Below are 25,137 nucleotides of genomic sequence, written 5' to 3'. Positions count from 1 at the left end.
CGCGGCCTAAGTATGAACCTAGGCCAGGAACCAGACAGCGAGAAGAACGCCTAGAATTGTCACGACGAGCCAGATGACCGGCCAGCCCTCGCCTTCGCCTTCCTTTGCGGAAGCGGTGTCGAACGGCGCTTCCGACGACGTCTCCGTGTCATGTGAAGTCTCGGTCGTGCTTTTCAGCGCCGGGTTGAGAGGCGCCTGGACGGGCTGATCTTTACTGAGGTCGGTCATCAGCCAAGTCTCCTGTGTGAGGCTCATGAGCATGTTGCTGGCAAGTCTTAACCGTCAAGCGCCAATCCACCATCGCAAGCAGGCATGCTGTTCCCGGGTCATCGGTTCGCTTTAAATTGGACGAAAGCGTTGCCCAGTCCTCTTCACTGGCGAAACGGGAAAAGTCCGCGATCGCAGCTCTCACGAAGCTGGTCGCAGTGACCTGGCTTGCCTCAGCTGCGCGATCGACCGCTTCAGCCAAGGCAGGATCGGAGACACGAAGCCAAGCCTGGAAATTCCCGGCCCCTGCCCTCGCGGCGCCCAGCAGATCGCCCAACATTGGCATTAGCTGGAAGCTTGGTCGATAAGAACACCTTCGACCTTTCCGTTCGCAGCGAGCCCCGCGACGTAGCGGGCAGACTCCACTGACCAGCTCCTCGCTTCAAGCGTGTCCGCGATCTTGTCGCGCACGTGTTCAAATGGAAGAGTCCGTCCTGGCAGTCGGCGGTGGAGACGCAGGACGTGCCACCCGAAACGAGATCGCACGGGCTCCCGGCCCGTTTGGCCATCTTCAAGCGCCTCAAGGCCTTCTTGAATCGATCCCACCAGTTCGCCGCGTCGGATCTGCCCCAAGGACCCGTCTTGCTGCGCGGAAGCGCAGCCCGACATGGACCGTGCAGCAGCGGCAAAGGCATTCTGATTATCGCCGACTTCATGGATAATTTTTTCTGCCTGGCGCCTCGCGGCTTCCCATCCTGCTTCATCATCGGCTTCGGGTTCGATGAGGATATGAGCAGCGTCGAACAGGTCCGGGGTCCGAAAGCGAGCAACGTTCGCCTCGTAAAACCGGCGACATTCCGTTTCATCCGGCAATGCCGGCTTGATGACTTCCTCGAGCAGAGTTCGCACGACCGCGTCCTCGTTTTCTTCTGCCCGCCCGCCTTCGTCCTGCTCTGGCGTGCCTTCAATCCCAAGGCGCCTGGCCTCCTGCAGAAGCAATTCTTTCACAGCAAGCGCACGCGCGGCTTCCGTCCACGCTGTCTCCGCGTCGGGAGCAGGATGATATTGGATCTCCTGCGCGATTGCCTCCGGAGTAATCTCGACCCCGTTGACGCTCACGTCGCCGAAGGTTGGAGGGGCGGCATCATTGGCTCAGACCCGCCGCACCCACCTGTCTCGCACGAACTCATCATGTGCGGGGACAGTCGCTGCGAGGGATCCTCGAGGTTTATGACGTCGAGAGGGCGAGTCACGTTGCGCGACCTTCGTCGAGGGCGGTGCGCATCACGGTGTCGCCGCCATAGCTCGGCGCAACGCCTGCTGGCCCGCGGGTGGGCGACCCTTTACGACCGAGCCGTCGCGACCTCACGATCTGGTAGCCAGGCCGGATCAGGAACCATATTGGCGCGCTCCAAATGTGAACCAGCCTCGTGAAGGGCGTAATCAGGAACAGCGTCAGCCCCAGGATGATGTGCAGCTTGTACACCAGGGCCACGTCTTTCAGCCGATCTGGAGCAGCGGGATCCAGGGTCAGAATGCCGTTCGCCCAGTTCATGAACTTTACCATTTCGCTGCCATCGAGGTGTTCGAGCGTCCACCACGTCGTAAGCAGCCCCAAAGTGAGCTGGAGCCAGAGAAGCACGAGGACGAGAATATCGCCCAAAGAGGAACTCTTGCGGATTCGGGCGTCAAACAGCCGACGATGGAGGAGCAGCGTGCAACCCACGTATGCTGCGAGCCCGGCGATGCCGCCGACCACCAGCGCGGTCGTTTGCTTGAATGAATGGCTCACTCCCAACGCGTCGAACACGTTGATTGGAGTCAGAAGGCCGATGAAATGCCCCATGAGCAATACGAGTATGCCCATGTGGAACAGGTTCGAACCAAGGACCATCTGGCGCCTTCTGAGGAATTGGCTGGATTGCGACCGCCATCCGAATTGATGTGCGTCGAACCTGAAGATGCTCCCCACCACAAGGACCGTCACGGCGAGGTATGGATACCATCCGAACGCCAATTGATTGATGAAAGCGTTCATGCCCGGCCTCCCTGGCTTGTCGCACGGTTGGAAGCCCTGATCTTGGCGACGACGCCTGTTGGCCCGCCCATTTCATGCGCTGCGGAGCTGTTGAACGACACGGGCGCCTCCTCCCATTCCTGATCGATGTCCTGCGGATCTTCAGCCGGCGTATTCTGATCGATCGATGCCTTGGCATCTTCGTCGAGATTGACCCCCGCAAGCGAGACGAGACCGTGAAATATGGCCGCGTAAGGAGTTTCCCGCTTATCCAGCCTCTCGGCGAGAGCTGCGAAAACGTGTGCCGGCTGCGCCAGGGTTTCGCGCGCCTCGCTGTCGGTAAGGCAGGACGCATATTCCAGGAAGACGGGCACGAAGTCCGGTAGTTCGTTGGCCTCGAGAAAGAACCCGTTGGACAGATATTGCTGCCCAAGGTCGATCATCGCCTGGCCACGCTCCCGGTTATCGCCATGCACATGTTCAAAGAGATGGAGGGACAGCGACCGGGAGCGATCGAACAACTCACTGTATGCCGACTGGAGGTCGAGGAGATCCTCAGTTTCCAGTGCGTCCAGGAGCGCCGCCAACCTATCTTGTTCCCGGCGTGGCAACGCACGCTCATCCGAAATAACCGTACGCAACTCCCCGGCATGCTCCTTCAAGTCATCAGAAGGATATCCAAGGAGCGCGGATAGCGCTCTGAGAGTCAGCCTCATGTCGAAACTTTCATGTCCGGCTTGTTGGGCGACCGCTTCGTGCCGCCGAACAGGTTTACCTTGTTCTTTCCCTGCGTGGGCTCGCCAAAACCAAAGCCCGAAGTTCCACGTAGTACGTATGCGTCCTCGTCGAATTCGCGGCGAGCCGTGGGGATGACGTATCGGTCCTCGTAGGCGGCAAGCGCCATGATCCGGTACATTTCCTCAATGCGATCACGCGTCAGGCCGACGCGCTCCGGAATGCTCTCATCGATGCGGCCTTCGACGCTCTTGGCCCGCATGTAGGATCGCATCGCGAGCATTCTCTCCAGGGCAGCCGCTATCGGCTCCTCGTCTCCCGCGGTGAGCAAGTTCGCGAGATATCTCAGTGGAATGCGGAGGCTCCGAACGTCCGGCATGCCGTCTTTCGCGGAGATCTTTCCTGCCTCTGCAGCCGACTGGATCGGTGACAATGGCGGCACATACCAGACCATCGGGAGCGTCCGGTACTCGGGGTGGAGCGGGAAGGCGATCTTCCACTCCATGGCCATCTTGTAAACCGGAGAGCGGATCGCGGCTTCGAGCCATTGATCGGATATGCCCTCGGCTCTCGCGGCCTCTTGCACCGACACATCGTTTGGATCGAGGAAGACGCCGAGCTGTGCGGGGTAAAGGTCCTTGGGGTCCTCTACAGAAGCGGCAGCTTCGATCCTGTCCGCATCGTACAGGACGACGCCGAGATAGCGGATGCGGCCAACGCAGGTTTCCGAGCAGACAGTCGGCTGCCCCGTTTCAATTCGAGGATAGCAGAAGATGCATTTCTCGGATTTTCCGGTCGACCAATTGTAGTAGATTTTCTTGTACGGGCAGCCGGACACGCACATTCGCCAGCCTCGGCATTTCTCCTGGTCGATCAGGACGATACCGTCTTCCTCGCGCTTGTAGATCGCGCCCGATGGGCATGATGCCAAGCAGGTCGGATTGAGGCAGTGCTCACAGAGCCTCGGAAGGTACATCATGAAGGTCTTTTCGAACTGCCCGTAGATTTCCTTCTCGATGCCCTCGAAATTGCTGTCGTGGCTGCGCTTCTCGAATTCGCCACCGAGCATGTCCTCCCAGTTCCCGCTCCATTCGATCTTGTTCATCGTCTGGCCGGTCACGAGAGAACGCGGTCTTGCTGTTGGCTGCGCCTGGAGTTCGGGCGCCGCTTGCAGCCACTCGTATTCGAAGGTGTAAGGCTCGTAGAAGTCGTCGATCTCCGGCAGGTGCGGGTTGGCGAAAATCTTGGATAGAATCCGCCATTTCGCGCCCTGTCGCGGCTGGATCTTGCCGTTTTTCTTTCGGATCCAGCCTCCTTTCCAGCGCTCCTGATTTTCCCAGTCCTTGGGATAACCGATACCGGGCTTAGTCTCGACGTTGTTGAACCAGGCGTACTCAACGCCTTCGCGGTTGGTCCAAACGTTCTTGCAGGTGATCGAGCAGGTGTGACAGCCGATGCACTTGTCGAGGTTGAGAACCATCGCAATCTGTGCGCGTACTTTCATCACGCCACCTCCTTTCCGGTGGCTTGCGCACCTTTGACGCCAGTTCCCCAATCAGCGGTACCGCCTTCCACGTTCGCGGAATCGTCGGCCGCTTTATCGAACCAGTTCACTTCGCTCATCTTGCGAAGGATGACGAACTCGTCGCGATTGGCTCCGACGGTACCATAATAATTGAAGCCGTAGGCGAGCTGCACATACCCGCCGATCATGTGGGTTGGCTTCATGTTGATCCGAGTGACGCTGTTGTGAATGCCACCGCGCTGGCCCGTGATCTCAGAGCCGACCGTGTTTACCAGCTTTTCCTGGGCGTGATACATGATCGCGGAGCCAGGCATGATCCGCTGCGATACGATCGCACGAGCGGTCAGCGCGCCGTTGATGTTGAACACCTCGATCCAGTCGTTGTCGACAATACCGGCCGAGCGAGCGTCGTCCTCGCTGATCCAAACCGTGGGCCCTCCTCGATTGAGGCTGAGCATGATGAGGTTCTCGGTATAGGTTGAGTGGATGCCCCACTTCTGGTGCGGGGTCAGGATATTGAGCAGGATCTCCTTGTTGCCATTCGGCAATTTGCCCAGAACCTGCCGGACGGTCTTGGTGTCGATCGGTGGGCGCCAGGTCACGAACCCTTCGCCAAATGCCCTCATCCAGTGATGATCCTGGTAGAGCTGCTGCCTACCGGTAAGCGTTCGCCACGGAATGAGCTCATGCACGTTCGTGTAGCCGGCATTGTAGCAAACGTGCTCGCTCTCCAGCCCGGACCAGGTGGGCGACGAGATGATCTTGCGAGGTTGGGCAGCGACGTCGCGGAATCGGATTTTCTCCTCTTCCTTACCGATCGCCAGGTGGCCATGCTCGCGCCCGGTGATCTTGCCGAGCGCCTCCCAGGCTTTAACGGCCACTTCGCCATTTGTCTCAGGCGCCAGCATCAGGATCGTTTCGCAGGCGTCGATATCGCTATCGACTTTTGGCCTTCCCACGGTGGGACCCTCGAGTACCCGGCCATTCAGATCGCCAAGCAGTTCCACCTCGCGCTTGGTATCCCAGCCGATGCCCTTGCCGCCGTTGCCAAGCTTTTCGAGCAATGGGCCGAGAGACGTGAAGCGGGCATAGGTTTCCGGATAGTTTCTCTCCACGAGGGAGATAGTGGACATCGTCTTGCCGGGGATTGGCTCGCATTCCCCCTTCGTCCAATCCTTCGGCTCGTAGGGCTGGGCTAGCTCCGCTGGCGTGTCGTGCTGGATCGGCGTCATTACGACGTCGTGCTCGACCCCCAGTACCTCGGGCGCGATATCCGAGAATTTCTTGGCGATCGCGCGGAAGATGTTCCAGTCGCTCTTTGTCTCCCAAGCCGGGTCCACTGCCGCGGACAACGGATGGATGAATGGGTGCATGTCCGACGTGTTGAGGTCGTGCTTTTCGTACCAAGTGGCGGTTGGCAGGACGACGTCGGAGTAGATGCTGGTCGTCGACATGCGGAAGTCGATGTTCACCATCAGGTCGAGTTTTCCGACCGGAGCCTCTTCATGCCAGACCACATCCTTGGGACGATCGTGCCCTGCGGCCTCTTCATCGGTGCCGATCACGCCATGCAGTGAGCCGACGAGATGCTTCAGGAAATATTCGTGGCCCTTGCCGCTCGCGCCGAGCACGTTCGATCGCCAGAAGAACATGTTGCGCGGCCAGTTGATTGGATTGTCCGGATCGTGGCACGCCGGCTTCAGTTCGCCCGATTTCAGCCCTTCGACCACAGTCGCCGTCACGTCGCTACCGGACTCGTGGATCTTGCGCCCTAGTTCGATTGGATTTGTCTGTAGCTGCGGTGCCGATGGCAGCCAGCCCATCCGCTCGGCCCGGACGTTGTAATCGATCATGCTGCCCGACCAGTCGCCATCGGGGGCAAGCGGCGACAGGATTTCCGACATCCTCAACGATTCGTACCGCCACTGGTCGGTATGGGCGTAAAAGAAGCTGGTGCCATTCATTTGCCTTGGCGGCCGTGACCAGTCGAGCCCGAAGGCCAGTGGCAGCCAGCCCGTTTGCGGACGAAGCTTTTCCTGGCCAACATAGTGGGACCAGCCGCCGCCCGACTGGCCAACGCAACCACACATCACGAGCAGCGCGATGATGCCGCGGTAGCTCATGTCCATGTGATACCAGTGATTGAGTCCCGCCCCGAGGATGACCATCGACCGGCCTTCGGTGATCTCGGCGTTGGCGGCGAATTCCCGGGCCACCTGGATGATAGCCTGTCGGGGCACACCCGTTACCTTCTCGCCCCAGGCAGGCGTGAACGGCAGGTCCTCGTCGTAGCTCTTGGCAACATTGCTGCCCCCGAACCCGCGATCGACGCCATAATTGGCGCAGAACAGGTCGAAGACTGTCGCCACCGGGCAGCTGCTGCCGTCGGCCAACTTGACCTGCTTCACCGGGACGTTGCGAAGCAGCACCGAATCGTGATCTGTGGCAACGAAGTCGTGCGGCGCCTCGGCTCCGAAATAAGGAAAGGCGACTGGCTGGATGGAGTCGTGCTCGTCGGCCAGCGTGGTTCGCAGCTTTACGTCCTTGCCGCGGCCGTCCTTTTCTTCGAGGTTCCACTTTCCCTCGGTGTCCCATCGATGTCCCGCAGAGCCGACAGGCGCCACCAGTTTCCCGCTCAACTCGTCAAATGCGACGGCCTTCCAGTCCGGATTGCCCTTTTCGCCAAGCGCGCCCTTGATATCGGCAGCGCGCAGCAGCCGATCGGGGACCAGCGTTCCAGCGCGATCGACCAGCTTCACGAGCAGCGGGAAGTCAGAATACTTGCGGGTATAGTTCGTAAAATATTCGACCTGCCGGTCGACATAGAATTCCTTGAGCACCACATGCCCAAGCGCCATCGCGAGCGCAGCGTCCGTGCCCTGCTTGGGATGCAGCCACAGGTCAGAGAACTTGGCCGCTTCATTGAAGTCCGGAGCGATCACGACGCTCTTCGCCCCGCGATATCGGACCTCGGAGTAGAAGTGGGCGTCGGGTGCGCGGGTCATGGGGATGTTGGAGCCCCAGACCAGCAGGAACCCGGCGTTGTACCAGTCCGCGCTCTCGGGAACGTCCGTTTGCTCTCCCCAGGTCTGCGGAGACGATGGCGGAAGGTCGCAGTACCAATCGTAGAAGCTCAGCAGGTTTCCGCCGATGAGCGAAAGGTAACGGCTCCCAGCGGCGTAAGAGATCATCGACATCGCAGGGATTGGAGAGAAGCCCGCGATCCGGTCCGGGCCGTACTCCTTGATCGTGTACGCGTTAGCGGCCGCGACAAGTTCGGTAACTTCGTCCCAACCCACCCGGACGAACCCACCGCGACCGCGCCTCGAAACCCAGTCACGCCGCTTGTCGCTGTCCTGGACGATCGACTTCCAGGCCGCGACAGGGCTCATGGACTTTCGAGCTTCCCGCCAGTGACGAATGAGCCGCGAACGAACGAGCGGATATTTGATGCGGGTTCCCGAGTAGAGGTACCAGCTGTAGCTAGCTCCGCGCGGACACCCCCGTGGCTCGTGATTTGGAAGATCCGGCCGCGTGCGTGGATAGTCCGTCTGTTGGGTTTCCCACGTAACAATCCCGCCCTTCACGTAGATTTTCCAGGAACAGGATCCCGTGCAGTTCACGCCGTGGGTGGAACGGACAATCTTGTCCGCGGCCCAGCGTTTACGATAGGCATCTTCCCAATCGCGCGCCTCGTCCGTCGTAATGCCGTGGCCCTCTGAAAACTTCTCGCGGGTCCTGCGGAAATAGGTCAGCCGATCAAGAAAATGACTCATTCGATTGGTCCTCCTAGGCCGGCATGGCCGCTTGTTTAACGGGCGCCAATCGACGCTCGATATCGTGCAACATTCCGCGCGGCCCGCTGTAGACGAGCCAGGTCAGCACGGCGCAGCTGATGTAGAAAACCAGGAAGCCCCAGATTGCAGCATTGGCCGTACCGGTAAGCTCAATCGACGAGCCGTAAGCCTTGGGGATATAGAAAGCGCCGTAGGCAGCGATCGCAGACGTAAAGCCAATGACGGCCGCGGATTCCCGCTCCGCCTGTTGGCGCCGAAGCTCATCCGATAGACCCGGAGAAGTCCGGTCGACCTCGTGGCGCATGATACCCGGCACCATCTGGAAGGTGGAGGCATTGCCTACCCCGCTCGCCACGAACAGCAGCAGGACCATCGAGAAGAAGCCCCAGAAACTCTCGGCGTTGAGGAAAGAGATCATGCCGAGGACTGCTGCCATCTGCACGATGAAGACCCAGAAGCTCACCCTTGCGCCACCGAAGCGATCGGCCACCCAGCCCGTGCCGGCCCGCGAAACGGCACCGAGCAGCGGCCCAATGAACGCGTATTTCAGCGCATTGATCTCGGGAAATACGAGCTTGGCGAGCAGCGGGAAGCCGGCCGACATGCCAATGAAGGTCCCGAAAGTGCCGGTGTACAGCCAGCACATCAGCCAGGTGTGGGCGCGGCCGAATATCGTCGCCTGCTCGGCAAATGAGGATTTCGCGGAAACGATATCGTTCATTCCGAACCAGGCCGCGAGGCTGCCTAGGATGATCAGTGGCACCCACACGAAACCGGCGTTTTGCATCCACAACTGGGTGCCATCGCTGGCAACCTGTGCTTGACCGCCGATGGCCCCAAAAAGGCTCATCGTCACGACGACTGGCACGAGGAATTGCATGACACTGACGCCAAGGTTCCCAAGGCCGGCGTTGATTGCGAGAGCGTTGCCCTTCTCGGCTTTCGGGAAGAAGTAGCTGATGTTGGCCATCGAGGAAGCGAAGTTTCCGCCGCCCAGTCCGCACAGCAGCGCCAGCACCAGGAAGATCAGATAAGGCGTATCGGGGTTCTGTACCGCGTAGCCGATTCCGAAGGCTGGAATGAGCAGCGAGCCCGTCGACAAGGTCGTCCAGAGCCGGCCGCCGAAGATCGGCACGAGAAATGCGTAGAAAATCCGCAGGGTCGCTCCTGATAGGCCAGGAAGCGCCGCAAGCCAGAACAGCTGCCCCGTCGAGAATTCAAATCCTATCGAAGGAAGGCGCGCAACGACAACCGACCATACCATCCAGACAGCGAACGAAAGCAGGAGGCAGTAAGTTGAAACCCACAGGTTTCGCTTCGCCACTGCCCTACCCGCGCGCTGCCAGAACTCGGGATTCTCGGGGCGCCAGTCCACGATCGGACCTGCCCGGCGCGGCGGTGCAAGGAACCCGGGTTCGCCCAGCCCCTGCATCTCGGGCAATTCCGGCGTCGTTTCGGAAACCCCTTCGCGTCGCGCAACGGCTTCCATGTTCCGGATGGCAAAGTGCATCCACGTAAGCGCGACGCCAACGAGGACAAAAAGCAGCACGAAGCAGCTGGTCCATACGCCGGTAAGATCGTTGAGCGCACCAAAAGCAAGCGGAAGGACAAACCCGCCAAGGCCGCCAATCATGCCGACCAGACCGCCGACCGCCCCAACGTGGTTAGGGTAATAAACGGGGATATGTTTGAACACCGCGGCTTTGCCGAGGCTCATGAAAAAGCCCAGCACGAAGATCGTCACCAGGAACGGGATCAGCCCCATCTCGGTACGGAAGGTGATCGGCCCCTTCACACCTTCGATGATGTACGTCGTGGGCGGATAGGACAGCATGAACGTGCAGAGGACCGACACGCCGAACGTCACGTACATTACTGAACGGGCACCGTAGCGGTCCGATAGACTGCCGCCGTAAATCCGGAAGAGGCTCGCCGGGACCGAGTAAAAGGCGGCCAGCATTCCGGCGGTTTTCACGTCGAGATCGTAAACCCCCATGAGGTATCGGGGCAGCCAAAGGGCAAGGGCTACGAACGCGCCAAACACGAAGAAGTAATAAAGCGCGAACCGCCAGACCTGGACGTTTTTCAAGACGGAGAGCTGACTTCTCATGGACTCGGCTTTGCGCTTTTCCCGAGCCCTGGCCTGCTGATCCGGATCTTCCTTGGTCAGCGCCAGGAACACCACGGTCATGGCCAGAAGAGCGGCGGCCCACACCTGAGCCACGGCCTGCCAACCTGCGGCAACCATCACGAAGGGGGCGGTGAACTTGGTTACAGCCGAGCCCACGTTGCCGGCGCCAAAGATCCCTAGTGCCGTTCCCTGCCGCGATTTTGGATAGAATTTCGAGACATAGGTGACGCCGACCGAGAACGAACCGCCCGCGATGCCCACTCCGAGGGCCGCAATCAGAAGCTCGACATAAGTGTCGGCGTACGACGTAAGAAATGTCGCGATCGCGGCGAGCACCATGACGAGAGCGAAGACCCGGCGGCCCCCAATCTGGTCTGCCCATACGCCCAGAAACACGCGAGACAGGGAGCCCGTAAGTATCGGAGTTCCGATAAGAAGCCCGAACTCGGTCTCGCTGAGGCCGAGTTCATCTTTGACTCCCAGCCCAATGATCGAGAATATCGTCCAGACGGCAAAACAGGCGGTGAATGCCGCGGTGCTGGTCCACAAGACACGATTGGCGCCATCTGCCGGGCGCTCTTCGACGAAATCGGTCATCGGCTTGATCCCCTGGAACCCATTTCCATGCCGTAACCTTGGCGGAAGACTAGGGCCGGGAGTTTGATCAGGATCATTTCCGAGACAAAAATCATCCTCCCGTCACACTCATATGCCGCGAAACCGCAGCACCCGCGCCAATCCGGAAGTCGTGGCCCTTCGGCTTCCCAGCCAAGAGCAAATCAAGGAGTTCATGAACGCCAGCGCGGCCCCCGAGCGCAAGGCATCCCTGAGCTCGACCTTCTGTTCATGGCCCAGGCAACCATAAACGGTCCCAGTGGCGGCTACCCGGATTCGATTACAGCCGGAGCAGAAATTGGCGCTAAGCGGCGTAATGAGGCCAAGACGGATCTTCAGTCCCTGAACCTCGAAGTATCGCGCAGGACCACCCGTTCGCTGCAATGTCGGGATCAATCCGAAGCGTTCATCCAGTCTCTCGCGCACCCCGTCCAAGGCGAGGTAATGGTCCGTTCGGTCCTCCTCCACCTCTCCCAAGGGCATGGTCTCAATCAGCGTCAGATCGCAGTCATGGGCATCGCACCACAGCAGCATGTCTTCGATTTCGTCATCGTTCAGCCCTGCCAGCGCGACCATGTTGATCTTGACGCTGAGACCGGCGAGCTGCGCAGCGGCTATCCCCTGCAGCACCCGGCCAAGATCCCCTCCCCTCGTGATGTGAGAGAAACGGTCACGGTCCAGGCTGTCGAGACTGACGTTGACACGCTTCACACCGCATCGTGCGAGCAACGCCGCATATTGGTCGAGAAGAACGCCGTTGGTGGTCAGCGTCACCTCTTCGAGACCGTCGCCGATGCGCTCCCCGAGGCTTTTGAAAAGTTCGCCCACTCCTCTTCGGACCAGGGGCTCCCCGCCAGTGAGGCGGATCCGCCGAACACCGCGAGCAATGAAAATATCAGCCAGGTCCACGATCTCTTCGAGACTGAGGATTTCGGACTTGGGAAGGAACTGCATCCGCTCCGACATGCAATAGCGGCACCGAAGGTTACATCTGTCGGTAACGGAGATGCGAACGTAGTCGATGGTCCGGCCGAAGGTGTCGACCATAGGCCCCATCATACGCTTCACTCGTGCGTCCATCCCGTTTCGTCTCCGACGTAATACGAGGATTCGGCTAGACGCTTGTTGAAGCCTGTCCGGTGATCTGAATCAAGTCAGCCGCATTTCGAGTGGCCGCATTCAAGACACTTATCGCAGCCCTCGACGCGAATGATCGCTGCGGCGCCGCAGCGTGGGCAGCACGGTTTGATGGCCGCCACGATCGGCACGTCATCGGCTTTGGGGACACCGCCGTCCCCGCCCTGGCCGATATGCTTTTCGATGATCTCGCCGATCGCGGCCAGCAGCGACGGCACGTATCGTCCATTCATCCATGCTCCGCCCCGCGGATCGAAGACCGCCTTCAGCTCTTCTGGAACGAAGGAGACATCCCCGCCGCGGCGGAAGACCGCCGAGATCATGCGCGTGAGACCCAGGGTCCAGGCGTAGTGCTCCATGTTCTTCGAATTGACGAAAATCTCGAAGGGACGCCGGTCACCATCAGCCTCCAGGTCGTTGATCGTCACATAAACCGCGTGAGCGCTTTCGGGCCATCTCAGCTTGTAGGTCCTTCCGGCGAGCGCTTCCTGTCTTGGTGCCAGTTGCAAGTCTGGGGCGCTTTCATCCGCTTCGCCGGGATGATCAGCAACTTTCAGCACTGAGCCGGTGATCGCATTTGGTCGATAGGTGGTCAGCCCTTTGCAGCCGAGATGATAGCCTTCGATATAGATGTCGGCGAATTCATCGAACGGAATGTCCTCGGGACAATTGACCGTTTTCGAAATCGAACTGTCGACGAGCGCCTGGGCGGCTGCTTGCATCGCGAGATGGTCGGCCGGCTTCAATGTCTGCGCACTGACGAACAGGCTTTCTGGAGGCGGCTCGTCGCCTTTCAGATGGCGCCAGACGCGCGCGGCATAATCTTCCACAGGTTCGAAGCGCGCGGTGCCATCCGGCTGAAGAATCCGTCTCTCGTAGGAATATGCGAAAACGGGCTCGATTCCAGACGAAACGTTGCCCGCCAGGAGCGAGGTCGTCCCGGTGGGGGCTATCGAGGTGAGACATCCATTGCGCAACCCGTGCTTAGCAATCAGGGCACGTGTCTCCTCGTCCAGGGCGAGAAGGTTGGGCGTGTCCAGCATGATTTCGTCGTAAAGCGGAAACGGCCCTTTCTCGGCTGCAAGCCGAGCGGAGGTGCGGTAGGCCTCCCGCTTGATGATGGTTAGCCAGCGTCGGGTCAGATGCACTGCTTCGCTGCTGCCGTAGACTTTGCCGCAGAACAGCAGCGCGTCGGCAAGACCGGTCACGCCGAGACCAATGCGCCGCTTGGCCTTCGCTTCCGTCTCCTGCTGCGGCAAGGGATAGCGCGATATGTCGATGACATTGTCGAGCATTCGAACAGCAGTTGAAGTGAGCGCGGCCAATTCTTCTTCGTTGAGCTCTGCCCCATCCTCGAAAGGACGCTCGACCAGCCTGGCCAGATTGATCGAGCCCAGTAGGCATGCGCCATACGGCGGCAACATCTGTTCTCCGCAGGGATTACTGGCACTGATAGTTTCGCAGTGACGGAGGTTGTTCGCCTCGTTCACCCGGTCGATGAAGATCACGCCAGGTTCTGCGCAATCGTAAGTCGAGCGCATCAAGCGTTCCCACAGATCACGAGCCCGAACATGGCGATATGTCTTGCCTTCGAATTCGAGGGGCCAGTCATCATCGGTTCCAAGTGCGGCCATGAAGGCATCGCTGACGAGGACCGACAGATTGAAGTTGCGGAGACGATGGGAGTCGCGCTTGGCGTCGATGAAAGCCTCGATGTCGGGGTGCCCGATCGATAGACAACCCATCATCGCTCCGCGCCTCTGGCCGGCCGAGTGAACTGTCCGGCACATGGCGTCCCAGCAATCCATGAATGAAAGTGGCCCCGACGCCTCCGCACCAACGCCTTTGACCGCGGCTCCATTTGGGCGAACGGTGGAGAAATCGATACCGACGCCCCCTCCTTGCTGCATGGTGAGGGCGGCTTCGCGCAGATGGTCGAAGATTCCGCCGAGGCTATCGGGGACCGTGCCCATTACGAAGCAATTGAACAATGTGACTGCACGAGCGGTCCCTGCCCCCGCAATCACTCGTCCAGCCGGCAGGAATTTGAAGTCCAGCATCGCGTCTCGGAAGTGACGCGCCCACATTTCCCGGCTTTCCGGAGCTTCGGCTGTCGCTATCGCGCTCGCAATCCTGTTTGCGGTAGCTGCAAAATCTTCGTCGCCAGTGCCTTCTGACGGCCTGAAACGATATTTTGCGGTCCAGATCTCTTCCGCGAGCGCGACTTCAAACCCCATCGATTCCTCCCCGGTTTAGGGGAAGGCTAGCGCGAGGATCGATCGACAAATTGATCTAGCGCATCGCGGTAGGAATCAAATTTGTTCGCCTAGCCTGGGCCGGACAAGAATCGGCCCGTAAACGAATAGGAATAGAACGAAGGCGCTCATCCAAAGACCGCCTGCGACTTCCAGACCCAACCTGTATTCAATCGCACCAAATCCTGCGGCGACCCGCAAAACTGCACCGGCCGTGACGAATATGTAGATCAGTGCGGTGGCCGGGCCTGCGCGAAGTTCACGGCCCGTGTGGCCAAGGGTCGCGCGGGTCATCACGGCAAGAATCATCGTTGCCATCGCTCCAGCTGTCAGGGCGTGCACTGCAGCGGACTGAGGAACGCTTGCATTGACCTGCGACAATGCGAGCAATCCCAGTCCGACGGGCACCCAGAGGAACCCGACGTGCAAGATCAGCACCAGCGGATCCGCAAGAGTCTTCCAGCCTTTCCAACGGATCAAACGGAGAAATTGGAGAGCGGCAGCCACCATCAGCACGGACGCGGGAAACTCCCCTGCCGGTGCAAGGAGCCACGTGAACAGCGCAAAAGCGGTTACTCCAATTGCGATCAGATCGAATCGATCCGGCTGACCGGGGAGGCTCTCACGAATGCCCCGCTTCATCAGCCAGTTCCGAGTGAATGAAGGAATGATCCGCCCGCCGATGAGCGAGATCATGATGATCACTAGTGACAAGGCGGTTTTCCACGGAAGGGAGGCGTCATCCACGACGCCGGAAGCAGCCAGGTAATCAAAGGCATTTGCGAGGCCGAAAAGGAACACCAGGCCCACGATCGGCAGGTTGCGGTTCTTTCCCTCCAGAACTTCTCGCGCCGCAAATCCGGCGAGCACGAGATAGAAGCCGGCATCCAAGATTGCCGCTGGAAGAATGCCGATCGACAGTGAAAACAGGAGTGCAAAGCGGCCCGCCAGCCAAAGTGAAAAGAGCCCTGCCAAGGGCAGCCCGGCAATCGGCAAACGACCCGTCCAGTTCGGGATGGCAGTGAGGAGGAAGCCCGCCACTACAGCTCCCACGAAGCCAAAGATCATCTCGTGCCGATGCCACGCCAATGGATCAAACGCGGAAGGAAGCACCAACACTGAAGTGAGCGACAGCAGCCAAAGCGTTAGTGCGGCTACGGCCCAAGCTGCGCCTCCCAGAAAGAATGGCCTGAACCCACCTCTCAAAAACGCCGGCGAAGCGGCCATTCGGGCTCGACGTAGGGCGAGCATCTGTTCCCCGCGGGTTTCCATGACTGTCTGCATGAAGGTTATCTGACGCAGTGCAAGCCATGTACGTTGATCTGGATCACGCCCACGTAATTTTTGCGCCTTTGATTGCGATCAAAGACTGCTGGCGCCTCTCCACTGATAGCGGGCAACATGGGCAATTGGTCTACCGCGAATGGCTCTTTCGAGTGCGAGATCGGCGGGGTCGAATGCGACATCCCGCGGCAGCATGAGATCGATCTCGCTCTTTGCGCAGATCTAGAGGGGCTGGCCGACACCCTCCCGGATCTCCATCCTGATTCCGACTTGCGGCGGCTAACCGAAAGGCTCCGCTCCGCTGCGGCGCGATGGGGGAGCAATGAAGTCACAGACCGGATGCGCTCGCTGGAACATGCGCTTGACTGCCGGCTGTTGGACGCGATCCATGCCGAGGACGTCATAGACGCACTCTGGGCTTATTGGCGCAAACCGACGCACACCGATGCGGAATGTCTATCTTATATGCTTCGCGCGCTATTCGACGGGCGGCGACGGGCTATCGCTATCGAGCGACTGGCCCTCGGCTGCTCGGATTGTCAGTCTTCCGCGACCGACTGAAGGGCGCCAGGGTCGAGGATACGAACCGACCGGCTCCCGCGATCTGCCGATATAAGTGCCGCGGTCCTCAACTCCGTGAATTGGCGACTGACGGTTTCGATCGTGAGACCGAGGTAATCAGCAATATCGCCACGGCTCATAGGCAATTCGATCTCGCCCACGCGACTGTTTCGAGCGAGGTCGAGCAGGAAGCCGGCGACGCGCGCCCGCGCACCCTTTCGAGCCAATGTCAGCTGTCGGTCCCGCGATTCGTTCAGACTACGCATCGTGCGCTCAAGCAACGCCCGCTCAAGCTTGGGCTGGTCGCCAAGCACTCGCTCAAACTGGCCGCGGGGGTAGAGGCACAGGTCCGTATCGGCGAGTGCGACTGCAGTCAGGCCGCCGCTTTCGGAGAAGGGCTGGCCCACGAAATCACCCGCGAACAGCAGGCCGACCGACTGTTCACGCCCGTCGGGAGTAGTCTTGAGAAGCTTCAGCGCTCCCGAAACGACGTTCGCGCACAGTGGGTTCTCATCCCCCTCCCACGCAACCACTTCGCCCTTGGGAACGACCTTGCGGCGGCCGATTTCTCCGAGCGACGCCAATTCGTCGTCGCACAGGGAGGCACACAGCGAAACGTCGCGAACAAGACAGTCTCTGCAGCGCTGGGTTACCGAGTTACTCATCGCCGGCCATTGCCACAGACCAAGGGAATCGCAAAGACTTAGCTTGCTTCGCTGTCTTCGTCTTTCTGGCTCCTGGCGCACAAGACACAGACATGACATCCCTGCGGCATGTCCTCGGGCTGCGACGGCAATCGCGTTGGGCCAGCGGCCGTGCAGATCATCTCGCCGGATGGCCGGGCTGCCAGAGCGGGCTGAGCCACGAAGCATAGTCCGGCGAGCAGGACCAGATCACTGGAAAGGCTAGTTCGCATTGGAAAGGCCAAACAGATCGGGCAGCCGACGAAGGTAGGGATAGCGCCACATACTCAGGCGATCGCGCACTTGTGTCGTCACTTCGTCACTCACCGTCATGACGGCGTTCGCTCAAGCGATCGTAGCGTGCGGATCTAGGAGCTGCTGGTGTCATCATCGTTGTCATCGATGAGAACGCGCATCGAAGCGCCTTCAAGGTCTTCGAATTGACCACTCCGCGCCGCCCAGAAGAAAGCGGCTAGTCCCATCAGCCCGAGGCCAAGCGCGATCGGCAGCAATATTATGATCCCGCTCATCGCGCCGAACTCCTCAGGCGAAGCGCGTTGGCGACGACGAGGATCGAACTTCCGGACATCGCCAGCGCAGCGATGAGGGGAGTTACGGCGCCGATTATGGCGAGCGGCACGGCAAGCACGTTGTAACCGATGGCGAGTGCGAAATTCTGTTTGATGACGCGCATGGTCCGGCGCGCCGCTCGGACGGCGACAGGCACGGCGTCCAGGCTATCTCCGAAGAACACGAGATCCGCCGCCATCTGGCCGACGTCCGACGCAGCGGCCGGTGCCATGGCCACGTCGGCGGCTTTGAGCGCCGGTCCGTCGTTCAAACCGTCGCCGACCATCAGCACCCGTCGTCCGGCGGCCTGTTCGGCCATTACCAGTGCGTTCTTGCCCGCGGGCGTTACTCGCGCCTTCCATTCGATCCCCATGTGGGTGGCGATTTCCTCGACCACCTTGGCATCGTCGCCGCTGATGAGACGCGCCTCAACTGCGAGCGCTTTCAGCTCGCCCATCGCTTTGCGGGCATCCGGACGCACCTTGTCGGCAAAGGCAATGAGGCGGGATTCGCCACCCTCCGGACCAAAAGCGGCAACCGTCACCCCGCCCTCGCGCTCCGCCCCGACCCAGTCCGGACGGCCAAAGCGCCAGCGAACACCATCGACGTAGGCTTCGACACCCGCTCCCGAGATTTCGGATATAGCCGTGACCTCGGCAGGCTCGACACCGTCCAGAGCGCAGGTGACGGAACGTGCGAGAGGGTGCCGGCTCGCCCGTGCCAACGCAGCGAGAATGGAACGCTCGCGCTCGGTGGTGGGCAGGTTCGATGGGTCGAGCCGACCGAGCGTCGCCGTACCGGTCTTGTCGAGCAAGGCCAAGTCAGCGAGCGACAGCCGCTCGAGCGCCGAACCATCCTTGACCAGTACCCCGCGCCGCATCAGCGCGCCTGCGGCCACAACCTGCGCGATCGGCACGGCTAGTCCCAGCGCGCAAGGACAGGTGATGATGAGAACCGCCACTGCAATCAGCAACGCCTGGTGGAAGCCGGCTCCGGCAATCAGCCATCCCACCAGCGTCAGCGCTGCGAGGCTGTGCACTGCGGGCGCATAGAGCCGGGCGGCACGATCGGCGATGCGGACATAAAGCGACTTCGAGCCGCTCGCCTCCTCCATCAACCGAACAATGTCGGCGATGGCGGTTGCAGCACCGACCGCAGTCGACCGAACAGTGAGCGGACGGCCGAGATTGATCGTGCCCGCAAGCACGGACGAACCGGGCGTAACCCTCTCCGGCAGGCTTTCGCCTGTGATCAGGGCGCGGTCCACTTCGCTGGTCCCGTCGACGATTGTCCCATCGACGGCAATCCGCTCCCCTGCAGCAACGAAGATCACGTCGCCCGGTGCAAGCAATTCGACTTTGCGGCGTTCGTGCCGGCCGGCGATCAATACCGTGGCCTCGTCCGGAACCCGGCGAAGAAGCGCGGCGACGGAATCCTCGGCACGGGCGCGCATCATGCTGTCCAGAAATCGACCCGCGAGCAGGAAAAACAGCAGCATCACCGCGCCGTCGAAATAGGCGTGCTCGCCGCCCGTCGCGGTTTCGTAGAGACTCATCGCAGTGGTGCCGATCACCCCGATAGAAATCGGCACATCCATGTTCGTACGCCGCTGGCGCAGCGCGGCCACCGCGCTGGTGAAGAACGGCATGCCGGAATAAACGACCGTAGGAATGGCGATCAGAGCGCTGATCCAGTGGAACAACTGCCGGGTCGGCCCAATCGCACCCGACCAGATGCTGACCGAGAGCAGCATGATGTTCATCGATGCAAATCCCGCGACAGCGAGCGCGAGCATCAGCCGCCGGCTCTCGGTCGACCGCTGCGGGCCCGCGGCCTCGCCCGCAAAGACATGAGCGTCGAACCCCGCGGTTTTGAACGCTTCGATGATTGCTTCGTCACTCAGCGCCGGATCGTGCTCAACTCGCACCCGCCGAGCGGAGAGATTGACCCTCGCGGCGGCTATTCCCGGCACCTTGGCAAGACCACGTTCAATTCGATCTATGCAGGCCGCACAGCGCATGCCCTCGACGGCAAAAAGCGAGGCTTCTGATCCAGGCTCGATCTTCGTGGCGACGTTCACTGCCGCACTTCCTCGAGGAAGCGCGCTCGGTTGTTGCCCTTGGCTAGATCGATGTGCACCCGCCAACGTCCCTCGGGAAGTCGATGAATCGACTCGAACCGGCCATCGCCCAGCGAACGCATAGACATAAGGCGCTCCGGCTCGCGGCCCAGCGGGTGGCGAAGGAGGACAGTGACATCCGGTTGATCTACGCCGGTGGCGACCAGGACTAGCCGGCCCCCTTCCCTCGCCGTTTTAACGGACCATCCAAGTCGGTCCTGGGCTGCGCTGGCCGCGATCCACTTGTTATAGTCTTGGCTCGCGACATATCCGTTCTCGGCGAGGGTACCTCCGAACGTTGTGCGGGCCGAAACGGCTAGCCAGACATTGACCGCGATGACGATCCCGAAAAAAACGACGAGGATTGCGAACATGTGCCAACCGGTGAACCTGTTCGTCATCGCAACTCTCCTCACTCGTCATCAGGCCGGTTGAACTTGGCCTTGGCGACAGCTTCCCCGCCGTCCACGTCGAGCGCTCGAACACTCAGCAGGATTTGCGTCTCCTCTGGGCCTTCTCCGGGAGCCGCAACGTAAATCGAGCGCTTCAGCACCTTGTCCGCGGGCACTGTAAGAGTGAGCGTCGGCTTCGCCGATTCTATCGACATCGTCTCGTCCCAGAGCTCCGCCTCGATGCCCCGAACGCTGACTATGAATCGCCGATCGCGGTTCTCCATGTTGCGGATCTTGACCGTGTAGGCATTGCGCACGTCGCCATCGCTGAGGCGTATCCAAAGCGGGTTCCGCGACTGGGCGAGGTCAAGCTCAATTCGCTCGCGCGTGCCGAGGGTGAACAGCATGGCTGAGCCAATTCCCGCCCACACGCCAAAGTAGAGCAACGTACGCAGACGGAACAGACGGCGTAGCGGTGGCTTGGGTGCCTTGCCTTCGCGCGCAAGTTGCTCGTCGGCGATAGTAGTATACCCGATCAGCTTTCTCGGCTTGCCGATCTTGTCCATCACCTGGTCGCAGGCGTCGATACACAGGGCGCAGGTGATGCAGCCGATCTGCGGCCCTTCGCGTATATCGATCCCTGTCGGACAGACAGCCACGCACGCGAGGCAGTCAATGCAATCGCCTTGCGGGATCAGTGACGTCGCATCCTCCTCGCGGCGCTTCAACCCGCGTCCGCGCGGTTCGCCCCGCCAATCCTTGTAAGTCACGACCAGGCTCTGTTCGTCGAGCATTGCGCCCTGGATTCTCGGCCAGGGGCACATGTAAATGCACACCTGCTCGCGCATGAAACCGCCGAAAATGAAGGTCGTCATCGTCAGGATGAATATCGTCGCATAGGCGACACGCGGCGCGGTGCCGTCGAGAAGTTCGCGTGCCAGCGTCGGCGCGTCGGTGAAGTAGAAGACCCACGCGCCACCCGTGGCCATGCCGATAAGTAGCCAGACAGTCCATTTCGACAGCCGCTTGGCGATCTTCGTCGCCCCCCAGGGCGCTTCGTCGAGTTTCCGCTGAGCGTTGCGGTCGCCGTCGATGAATCGCTCGACGTGTTGGAATAAGTCGGTCCAAACAGTCTGAGGACATGCGTAGCCGCACCAGGCTCGCCCGACCGCGCTCGTGACCAGGAAAAGGCCGATCGCCGCCATGATGAGCAGGCCTGCCACATAATAGAATTCGTGCGGCCAGATCTCGATCGAGAACATGTAGAAACGACGATGCGCGAGATCCACCAGGACCGCCTGGTCGGGCGCGTGCGGCCCGCGGTCCCAGCGCAGCCACGGCGTCAGGTAATAGATCGCCAGGGTGATGGCCATGACCAGCCACTTGAAGCGCCGGAAGTGCCCATCGATCTGACGCGGGAAGACCTTGCGGCGCTTCTCGAAAAAGCGGTTGCGAGCGCGATTGGTGAGGTCGTCAGCGTGTCGCATTTTGCTTGATCGCAGCAGGAACAGCAGCTGCTTCCGTCTTCGGCTTTCCGGCCTCTGCAGCAGATGCGACTTCAGGCACGAACGCCTCTCCCCCGCCCAGCGAATGGACGTAAGCCGCGAGCATCTTCACGGTCACCGCATCGAGCCGATTGCCCCACGATGGCATGATCCCACCGCGGCCCTTGGTGATCGTCTCGATGATCGTGTCCCGGTCACCGCCGAAGAGCCAGATCTTGTCCGTAAGGTTTGGCGCACCGACTGCCCGTGTGCCCGTACCGCTTGCGCCGTGACAGACCGCGCAGTTACCCGCGAAGACCGCTTGGCCGCGCAGTGAGGCCGCGCTGGGTCGTTCCGCGCCCGAGAGGGTCCTCACGAAAAGCGCCACGTCCTCGATCTGCTGATCGGAAAGGCCGCCACCGAACGCGGGCATTGCTCCACCGCGGGTCTTCTCGTTTCCGGGCTGGCGGATACCGTGCTCGAGCGTCTGGTGGATGGCCTTAAGATCGCCTCCCCACAGCCAATCGTCGTCGTTGAGATTGGGATAGCCCTTGCTCCCGGCTGCGCCCGATCCATGGCACTGGACGCAATTGACCTTGAACGCAGCCGCCCCGCCCTGAACTGCGGCGTTAAGCAGCTTGCTGTCCTCAGGCAGCCGTTCGATTGGAAGCTGGGCCAGCGCCAATTCTACCGGCCTCTTGCGGTCGCGCTCGGCCTTCATTTCCGCCGCGAACTGCTCGCGACTCGACCAGTTCCAGACGCCTGCCGTCGCCTTGTTGATCAACGGCCACGCGGGATAGAGCACGGTGTAGATGAGCGCCCAGGCGATCGTGGCGTAGAGCGTCCACAGCCACCATCGCGGCATCGGCGTATCGAGTTCCTCGATGCCGTCCCACTCGTGACCGACGGTCTCGGTGCCGGTCGGTTCGTCGATGCGCTTGGAATCAGCCATCGTTTTCGTCCTCGTCGAAAATCATCCTTGCGGCGCGCGCGTTGGAGTCCCGCTTTGAGGGTCGGAAGGACCATCCGACCAGGAAGACATAGGCGAGCACCATGAGGGCCAGCCACCAGCTATCGGCAAAATGCCGGAAGGCTTCGTAGGTCATTGCTTCACCTCGTGCGGCTCGACTTTCCGGAAGTCGACATGGGTACCCAGCTGCTGGAGATAGGCGACCAAAGCATCCATCTCGGTCAGGCGACCGGGCTGCCCGTCAAAGTCGCGCGCCTGGGCGTCGGGATAGCGCTTCTGGAGGTCCTTGACGTCACCGTCTCCGCCGCCCTGCAGCCGCATGTCCTGCTCCGCTTTCTCAAGGTCCTCCTTGGAGTAAGGCACCCCGACGCGACGCAGCGCCTTAAGGTTCGCGCCGTAGCCCTCGACCGTAAGGTCGCTCTCGGACAGAAAGGCGTAGGGCGGCATGATCGATTCAGGGACGACGGAGCGCGGGTCCTTGAGATGCTGGACATGCCATTCGTCCGAATAGCGCCCGCCTACCCGCGCAACATCGGGCCCGGTTCGCTTTGAACCCCACTGGAACGGGTGATCATACATGCTCTCGGCGGCAAGGCTGTAGTGGCCGTAGCGTTCGACCTCGTCGCGGAAGGGCCGGATCATCTGGCTGTGGCACGTGTAACAGCCCTCGCGGACGTAGATGTCGCGGCCCTTTTGCTCGAGCGGAGTCAGCGGGCGAACGCCTTGCACACGCTCGATCGTCTGGTCGATGTAGAACAAGGGCGCGATCTCGACGATGCCGCCGATCACGACCACCAGCAACGACGCCAGGCCGAGCAACGTGACGTTGCGTTCGAGGTTCTTTTGGAGCTTCAGGATAGCCATGGTTCGCGGTCCTCAGGCGTTGGCGGCGGCCACCGCCGGCTTGTCGGCCGCGGGGTCGTAGGCTGCGGAATGGAGCGGCGCCTCGTTGCGCAACTCGCCCTTGACGGTCTTCCAGACGTTGAAGGCCATCATCAGTGCGCCGAGGAAGTAGATGCCACCCCCCGTGAGCCGCATGAGGTAATAGGGGTGCATCGTCTTCACGATGTCGGCGAAGGCGTAGACGAGGTAACCGTCATCGCCATACTCGCGCGCCATGAGGCCCTGGCTGATCCCGGCAACCCACATCGACGAGGCGTAAATGGCGATTCCGACGATCGACAGCCAGAAATGCCAGTTGACCATGCGCAGGGAGTAGAGCCGGGTCCGACCCCAGAGGCGCGGCACGAGGAAGTAGATGGCGGCAAAGGTAATCATGCCGTTCCATCCCAGCGCGCCCGAGTGAACGTGACCGATGGTCCATTCCGTATAGTGGGACAGGGAATTGACCGACTTGATCGACATCATGGGCCCTTCGAAAGTCGACATGCCATAGAAGGCGAGCGCGGCGACCATCATGCGGATGATCGGATCGGTCCGAAGCTTGTCCCATGCCCCGTTGAGGGTCATCAGGCCGTTGATCATGCCTCCCCAGCTCGGCATCCACAGCATGATCGAGAACACCATGCCGAGCGTCTGGGCCCAGTCTGGCAGCGCGGTGTAGTGGAGGTGGTGCGGACCCGCCCAGATGTAGAGGAAGATCAAGGACCAGAAGTGAACGATCGACAGCCGATAGCTGTAGACCGGGCGCTCGGCCTGCTTGGGCACGAAGTAGTACATCATCGCGAGGAAGCCGGCGGTCAGGAAAAAGCCGACGGCATTGTGGCCGTACCACCATTGCACGAGGGCGCCCTGGACGCCGCCAAAGACGGGATAGCTCTCGCTGCCGAACAGTCTCACGGGGATGTTCAGGTTGTTGACGATGTGAAGCATCGCCACCGTGATGATGAAACTGAGGTAGAACCAGTTCGCGACGTAGATATGCGGTTCTTTCCGCTTCAGGATCGTGCCGCCGAAGACAATGAGGTAGCCCACCCAGACCACCGTCAGCCATAGGTCAACGTACCATTCGGGCTCGGCATATTCCTTTGCCTGGCTGATACCCAGGACGTAACCAGTGGCCGCAAGAACGATGAACAACTGGTATCCCCAGAAGACGAACTTGGCGATGTTCGGGAAGGCGAGGCGCGCCCGGCACGTCCGCTGCACGACGTAGAAGCTGGTGGTTATCAGAGCCGTTCCACCGAAGGCGAAAATGACCGCGCTAGTGTGAAGCGGCCGCAGCCGGCCGAAGTTGAGATAGGGCTCCACGTTGAGCAGCGGGAACGTCAGCTGCGCGGCAATCACCAACCCCACGAGGAAACCGACCACACCCCAGAATACGGTCAGCAGGGTGCCGATCCGGATCAGCTGGTCGTCGTAACGGCTGGCCAGATCGCGGGCACTCGGCTGCAGGATTGCCAATTGGCTCGCAGTTGCGAAGGCGGCGATTGTCCCGGCGGCCGCGAAAATCAGCATGTGAATCATGAAACCGGTGTCGTGCGCAGCCGTCGCTGCCAGCAGCGCAAGCGCGGCAAGCAAGATCCAGCTGAAACCGCGGGTGAAAGTGGCATCCATCAGGCGTCTCCTGCGGTCGACCTACGCTGCATTGCGGCAAAGTGTTTTGATAGGAATCAAACTGGCGGGATCGCGGACGCATTTGACGCGAGACGCGCTCCCCCCATCAGCTTCGCCGCGAAGATAGTCAGTTTAGGA

19 protein-coding genes and 1 pseudogene are annotated in these 25,137 nt (G+C 60.7%); 1 reads left to right on the top strand and 19 read right to left on the bottom strand.

What is annotated here, in order from left to right:
* Positions 1-18: 18 nt before the first annotated feature.
* The 10 genes and pseudogenes from G7076_RS04165 to G7076_RS04120 form a co-directional block, all read right to left on the bottom strand.
* On the bottom strand, positions 19-255 hold the full coding sequence (locus G7076_RS04165; protein WP_166200656.1) for a hypothetical protein: 237 nt from the start codon (positions 253-255) through the stop codon (positions 19-21).
* A gap of 297 nt (positions 256-552) precedes the next feature.
* Positions 553-1,326, bottom strand: a complete 774-nt coding sequence (locus G7076_RS04160) for a peptidylprolyl isomerase (RefSeq protein ID WP_166200654.1) — start codon at positions 1,324-1,326, stop codon at positions 553-555.
* 130 nt (positions 1,327-1,456) lie between these two features.
* Positions 1,457-2,245: a respiratory nitrate reductase subunit gamma gene (gene narI, locus G7076_RS04155; protein ID WP_166200652.1), complete on the bottom strand. Its 789-nt coding sequence runs from the start codon at positions 2,243-2,245 to the stop codon at positions 1,457-1,459.
* Positions 2,242-2,940, bottom strand: a complete 699-nt coding sequence (gene narJ, locus G7076_RS04150; protein ID WP_166200650.1) for a nitrate reductase molybdenum cofactor assembly chaperone — start codon at positions 2,938-2,940, stop codon at positions 2,242-2,244. The genes narI and narJ overlap by 4 nt, the downstream gene beginning before the upstream one ends.
* Positions 2,937-4,463: a nitrate reductase subunit beta gene (gene narH / locus G7076_RS04145; protein WP_166200648.1), complete on the bottom strand. Its 1,527-nt coding sequence runs from the start codon at positions 4,461-4,463 to the stop codon at positions 2,937-2,939. The genes narJ and narH overlap by 4 nt, the downstream gene beginning before the upstream one ends.
* The gene (locus G7076_RS04140; RefSeq protein WP_166200646.1) at positions 4,463-8,260 is read right to left on the bottom strand and encodes a nitrate reductase subunit alpha; all 3,798 of its coding nucleotides are present in this window, start codon (positions 8,258-8,260) and stop codon (positions 4,463-4,465) included. The genes narH and G7076_RS04140 overlap by 1 nt, the downstream gene beginning before the upstream one ends.
* A 13-nt stretch (positions 8,261-8,273) precedes the next feature.
* Positions 8,274-11,009 (bottom strand): MFS transporter, encoded by a 2,736-nt coding sequence (locus G7076_RS04135; RefSeq protein ID WP_166200644.1) that lies wholly within the window; start codon positions 11,007-11,009, stop codon positions 8,274-8,276.
* Between the two features lie 91 nt (positions 11,010-11,100).
* Positions 11,101-12,074 (bottom strand): annotated as a pseudogene (gene moaA / locus G7076_RS04130) (GTP 3',8-cyclase MoaA).
* A gap of 107 nt (positions 12,075-12,181) precedes the next feature.
* A complete protein-coding gene (locus G7076_RS04125; RefSeq protein ID WP_166200642.1) occupies positions 12,182-14,401 on the bottom strand; it encodes an adenosylcobalamin-dependent ribonucleoside-diphosphate reductase in 2,220 nt (739 codons plus the stop codon).
* Positions 14,402-14,476: 75 nt separating this feature from the next.
* Positions 14,477-15,646, bottom strand: coding sequence for an NnrS family protein (locus G7076_RS04120; protein ID WP_240913955.1), 1,170 nt, complete (start codon positions 15,644-15,646; stop codon positions 14,477-14,479).
* Positions 15,647-15,820: 174 nt separating this feature from the next.
* On the opposite strand from G7076_RS04120, the gene G7076_RS04115 reads away from it, so the two are divergent.
* Complete coding sequence (locus G7076_RS04115; protein WP_166200640.1) at positions 15,821-16,264, top strand: hypothetical protein; 444 nt, start codon at positions 15,821-15,823, stop codon at positions 16,262-16,264.
* Here the strand turns inward: G7076_RS04115 and G7076_RS04110 are convergent.
* From G7076_RS04110 to ccoN, 9 genes are all read right to left on the bottom strand, one after another.
* Positions 16,243-16,929, bottom strand: coding sequence for a Crp/Fnr family transcriptional regulator (locus G7076_RS04110; protein ID WP_166200638.1), 687 nt, complete (start codon positions 16,927-16,929; stop codon positions 16,243-16,245). The two genes, G7076_RS04115 and G7076_RS04110, sit on opposite strands and share 22 nt — an antisense overlap.
* 386 nt (positions 16,930-17,315) lie before the next feature.
* The gene (gene ccoS / locus G7076_RS04105) at positions 17,316-17,477 is read right to left on the bottom strand and encodes a cbb3-type cytochrome oxidase assembly protein CcoS (protein ID WP_166200636.1); all 162 of its coding nucleotides are present in this window, start codon (positions 17,475-17,477) and stop codon (positions 17,316-17,318) included.
* Positions 17,474-19,537, bottom strand: a complete 2,064-nt coding sequence (locus G7076_RS04100; RefSeq protein ID WP_166203358.1) for a heavy metal translocating P-type ATPase — start codon at positions 19,535-19,537, stop codon at positions 17,474-17,476. Before G7076_RS04100 ends, ccoS begins: the two co-directional genes overlap by 4 nt.
* 56 nt (positions 19,538-19,593) lie before the next feature.
* Complete coding sequence (locus tag G7076_RS04095; protein ID WP_166200634.1) at positions 19,594-20,037, bottom strand: FixH family protein; 444 nt, start codon at positions 20,035-20,037, stop codon at positions 19,594-19,596.
* An 11-nt stretch (positions 20,038-20,048) separates the two neighbouring features.
* Positions 20,049-21,515, bottom strand: a complete 1,467-nt coding sequence (ccoG, locus tag G7076_RS04090) for a cytochrome c oxidase accessory protein CcoG (protein ID WP_166200632.1) — start codon at positions 21,513-21,515, stop codon at positions 20,049-20,051.
* Positions 21,502-22,464: a cytochrome-c oxidase, cbb3-type subunit III gene (gene ccoP, locus G7076_RS04085; RefSeq protein ID WP_166200630.1), complete on the bottom strand. Its 963-nt coding sequence runs from the start codon at positions 22,462-22,464 to the stop codon at positions 21,502-21,504. Before ccoP ends, ccoG begins: the two co-directional genes overlap by 14 nt.
* Positions 22,457-22,618, bottom strand: a complete 162-nt coding sequence (locus G7076_RS04080; protein ID WP_166200628.1) for a cbb3-type cytochrome c oxidase subunit 3 — start codon at positions 22,616-22,618, stop codon at positions 22,457-22,459. The genes ccoP and G7076_RS04080 overlap by 8 nt, the downstream gene beginning before the upstream one ends.
* Positions 22,615-23,346 carry a cytochrome-c oxidase, cbb3-type subunit II gene (gene ccoO / locus G7076_RS04075; RefSeq protein WP_166200626.1) on the bottom strand — a complete coding sequence of 244 codons (732 nt, stop codon included), beginning with the start codon at positions 23,344-23,346 and terminating at the stop codon, positions 22,615-22,617. The genes G7076_RS04080 and ccoO overlap by 4 nt, the downstream gene beginning before the upstream one ends.
* 12 nt (positions 23,347-23,358) lie before the next feature.
* Complete coding sequence (gene ccoN / locus G7076_RS04070; protein WP_166200624.1) at positions 23,359-24,999, bottom strand: cytochrome-c oxidase, cbb3-type subunit I; 1,641 nt, start codon at positions 24,997-24,999, stop codon at positions 23,359-23,361.
* Positions 25,000-25,137 lie beyond the last annotated feature (138 nt).

This window comes from Sphingomonas sp. HDW15A, from assembly GCF_011301715.1.
GTDB lineage: Bacteria > Pseudomonadota > Alphaproteobacteria > Sphingomonadales > Sphingomonadaceae > Sphingomicrobium.
This window is presented reverse-complemented; position numbering and strand designations above follow the sequence as displayed.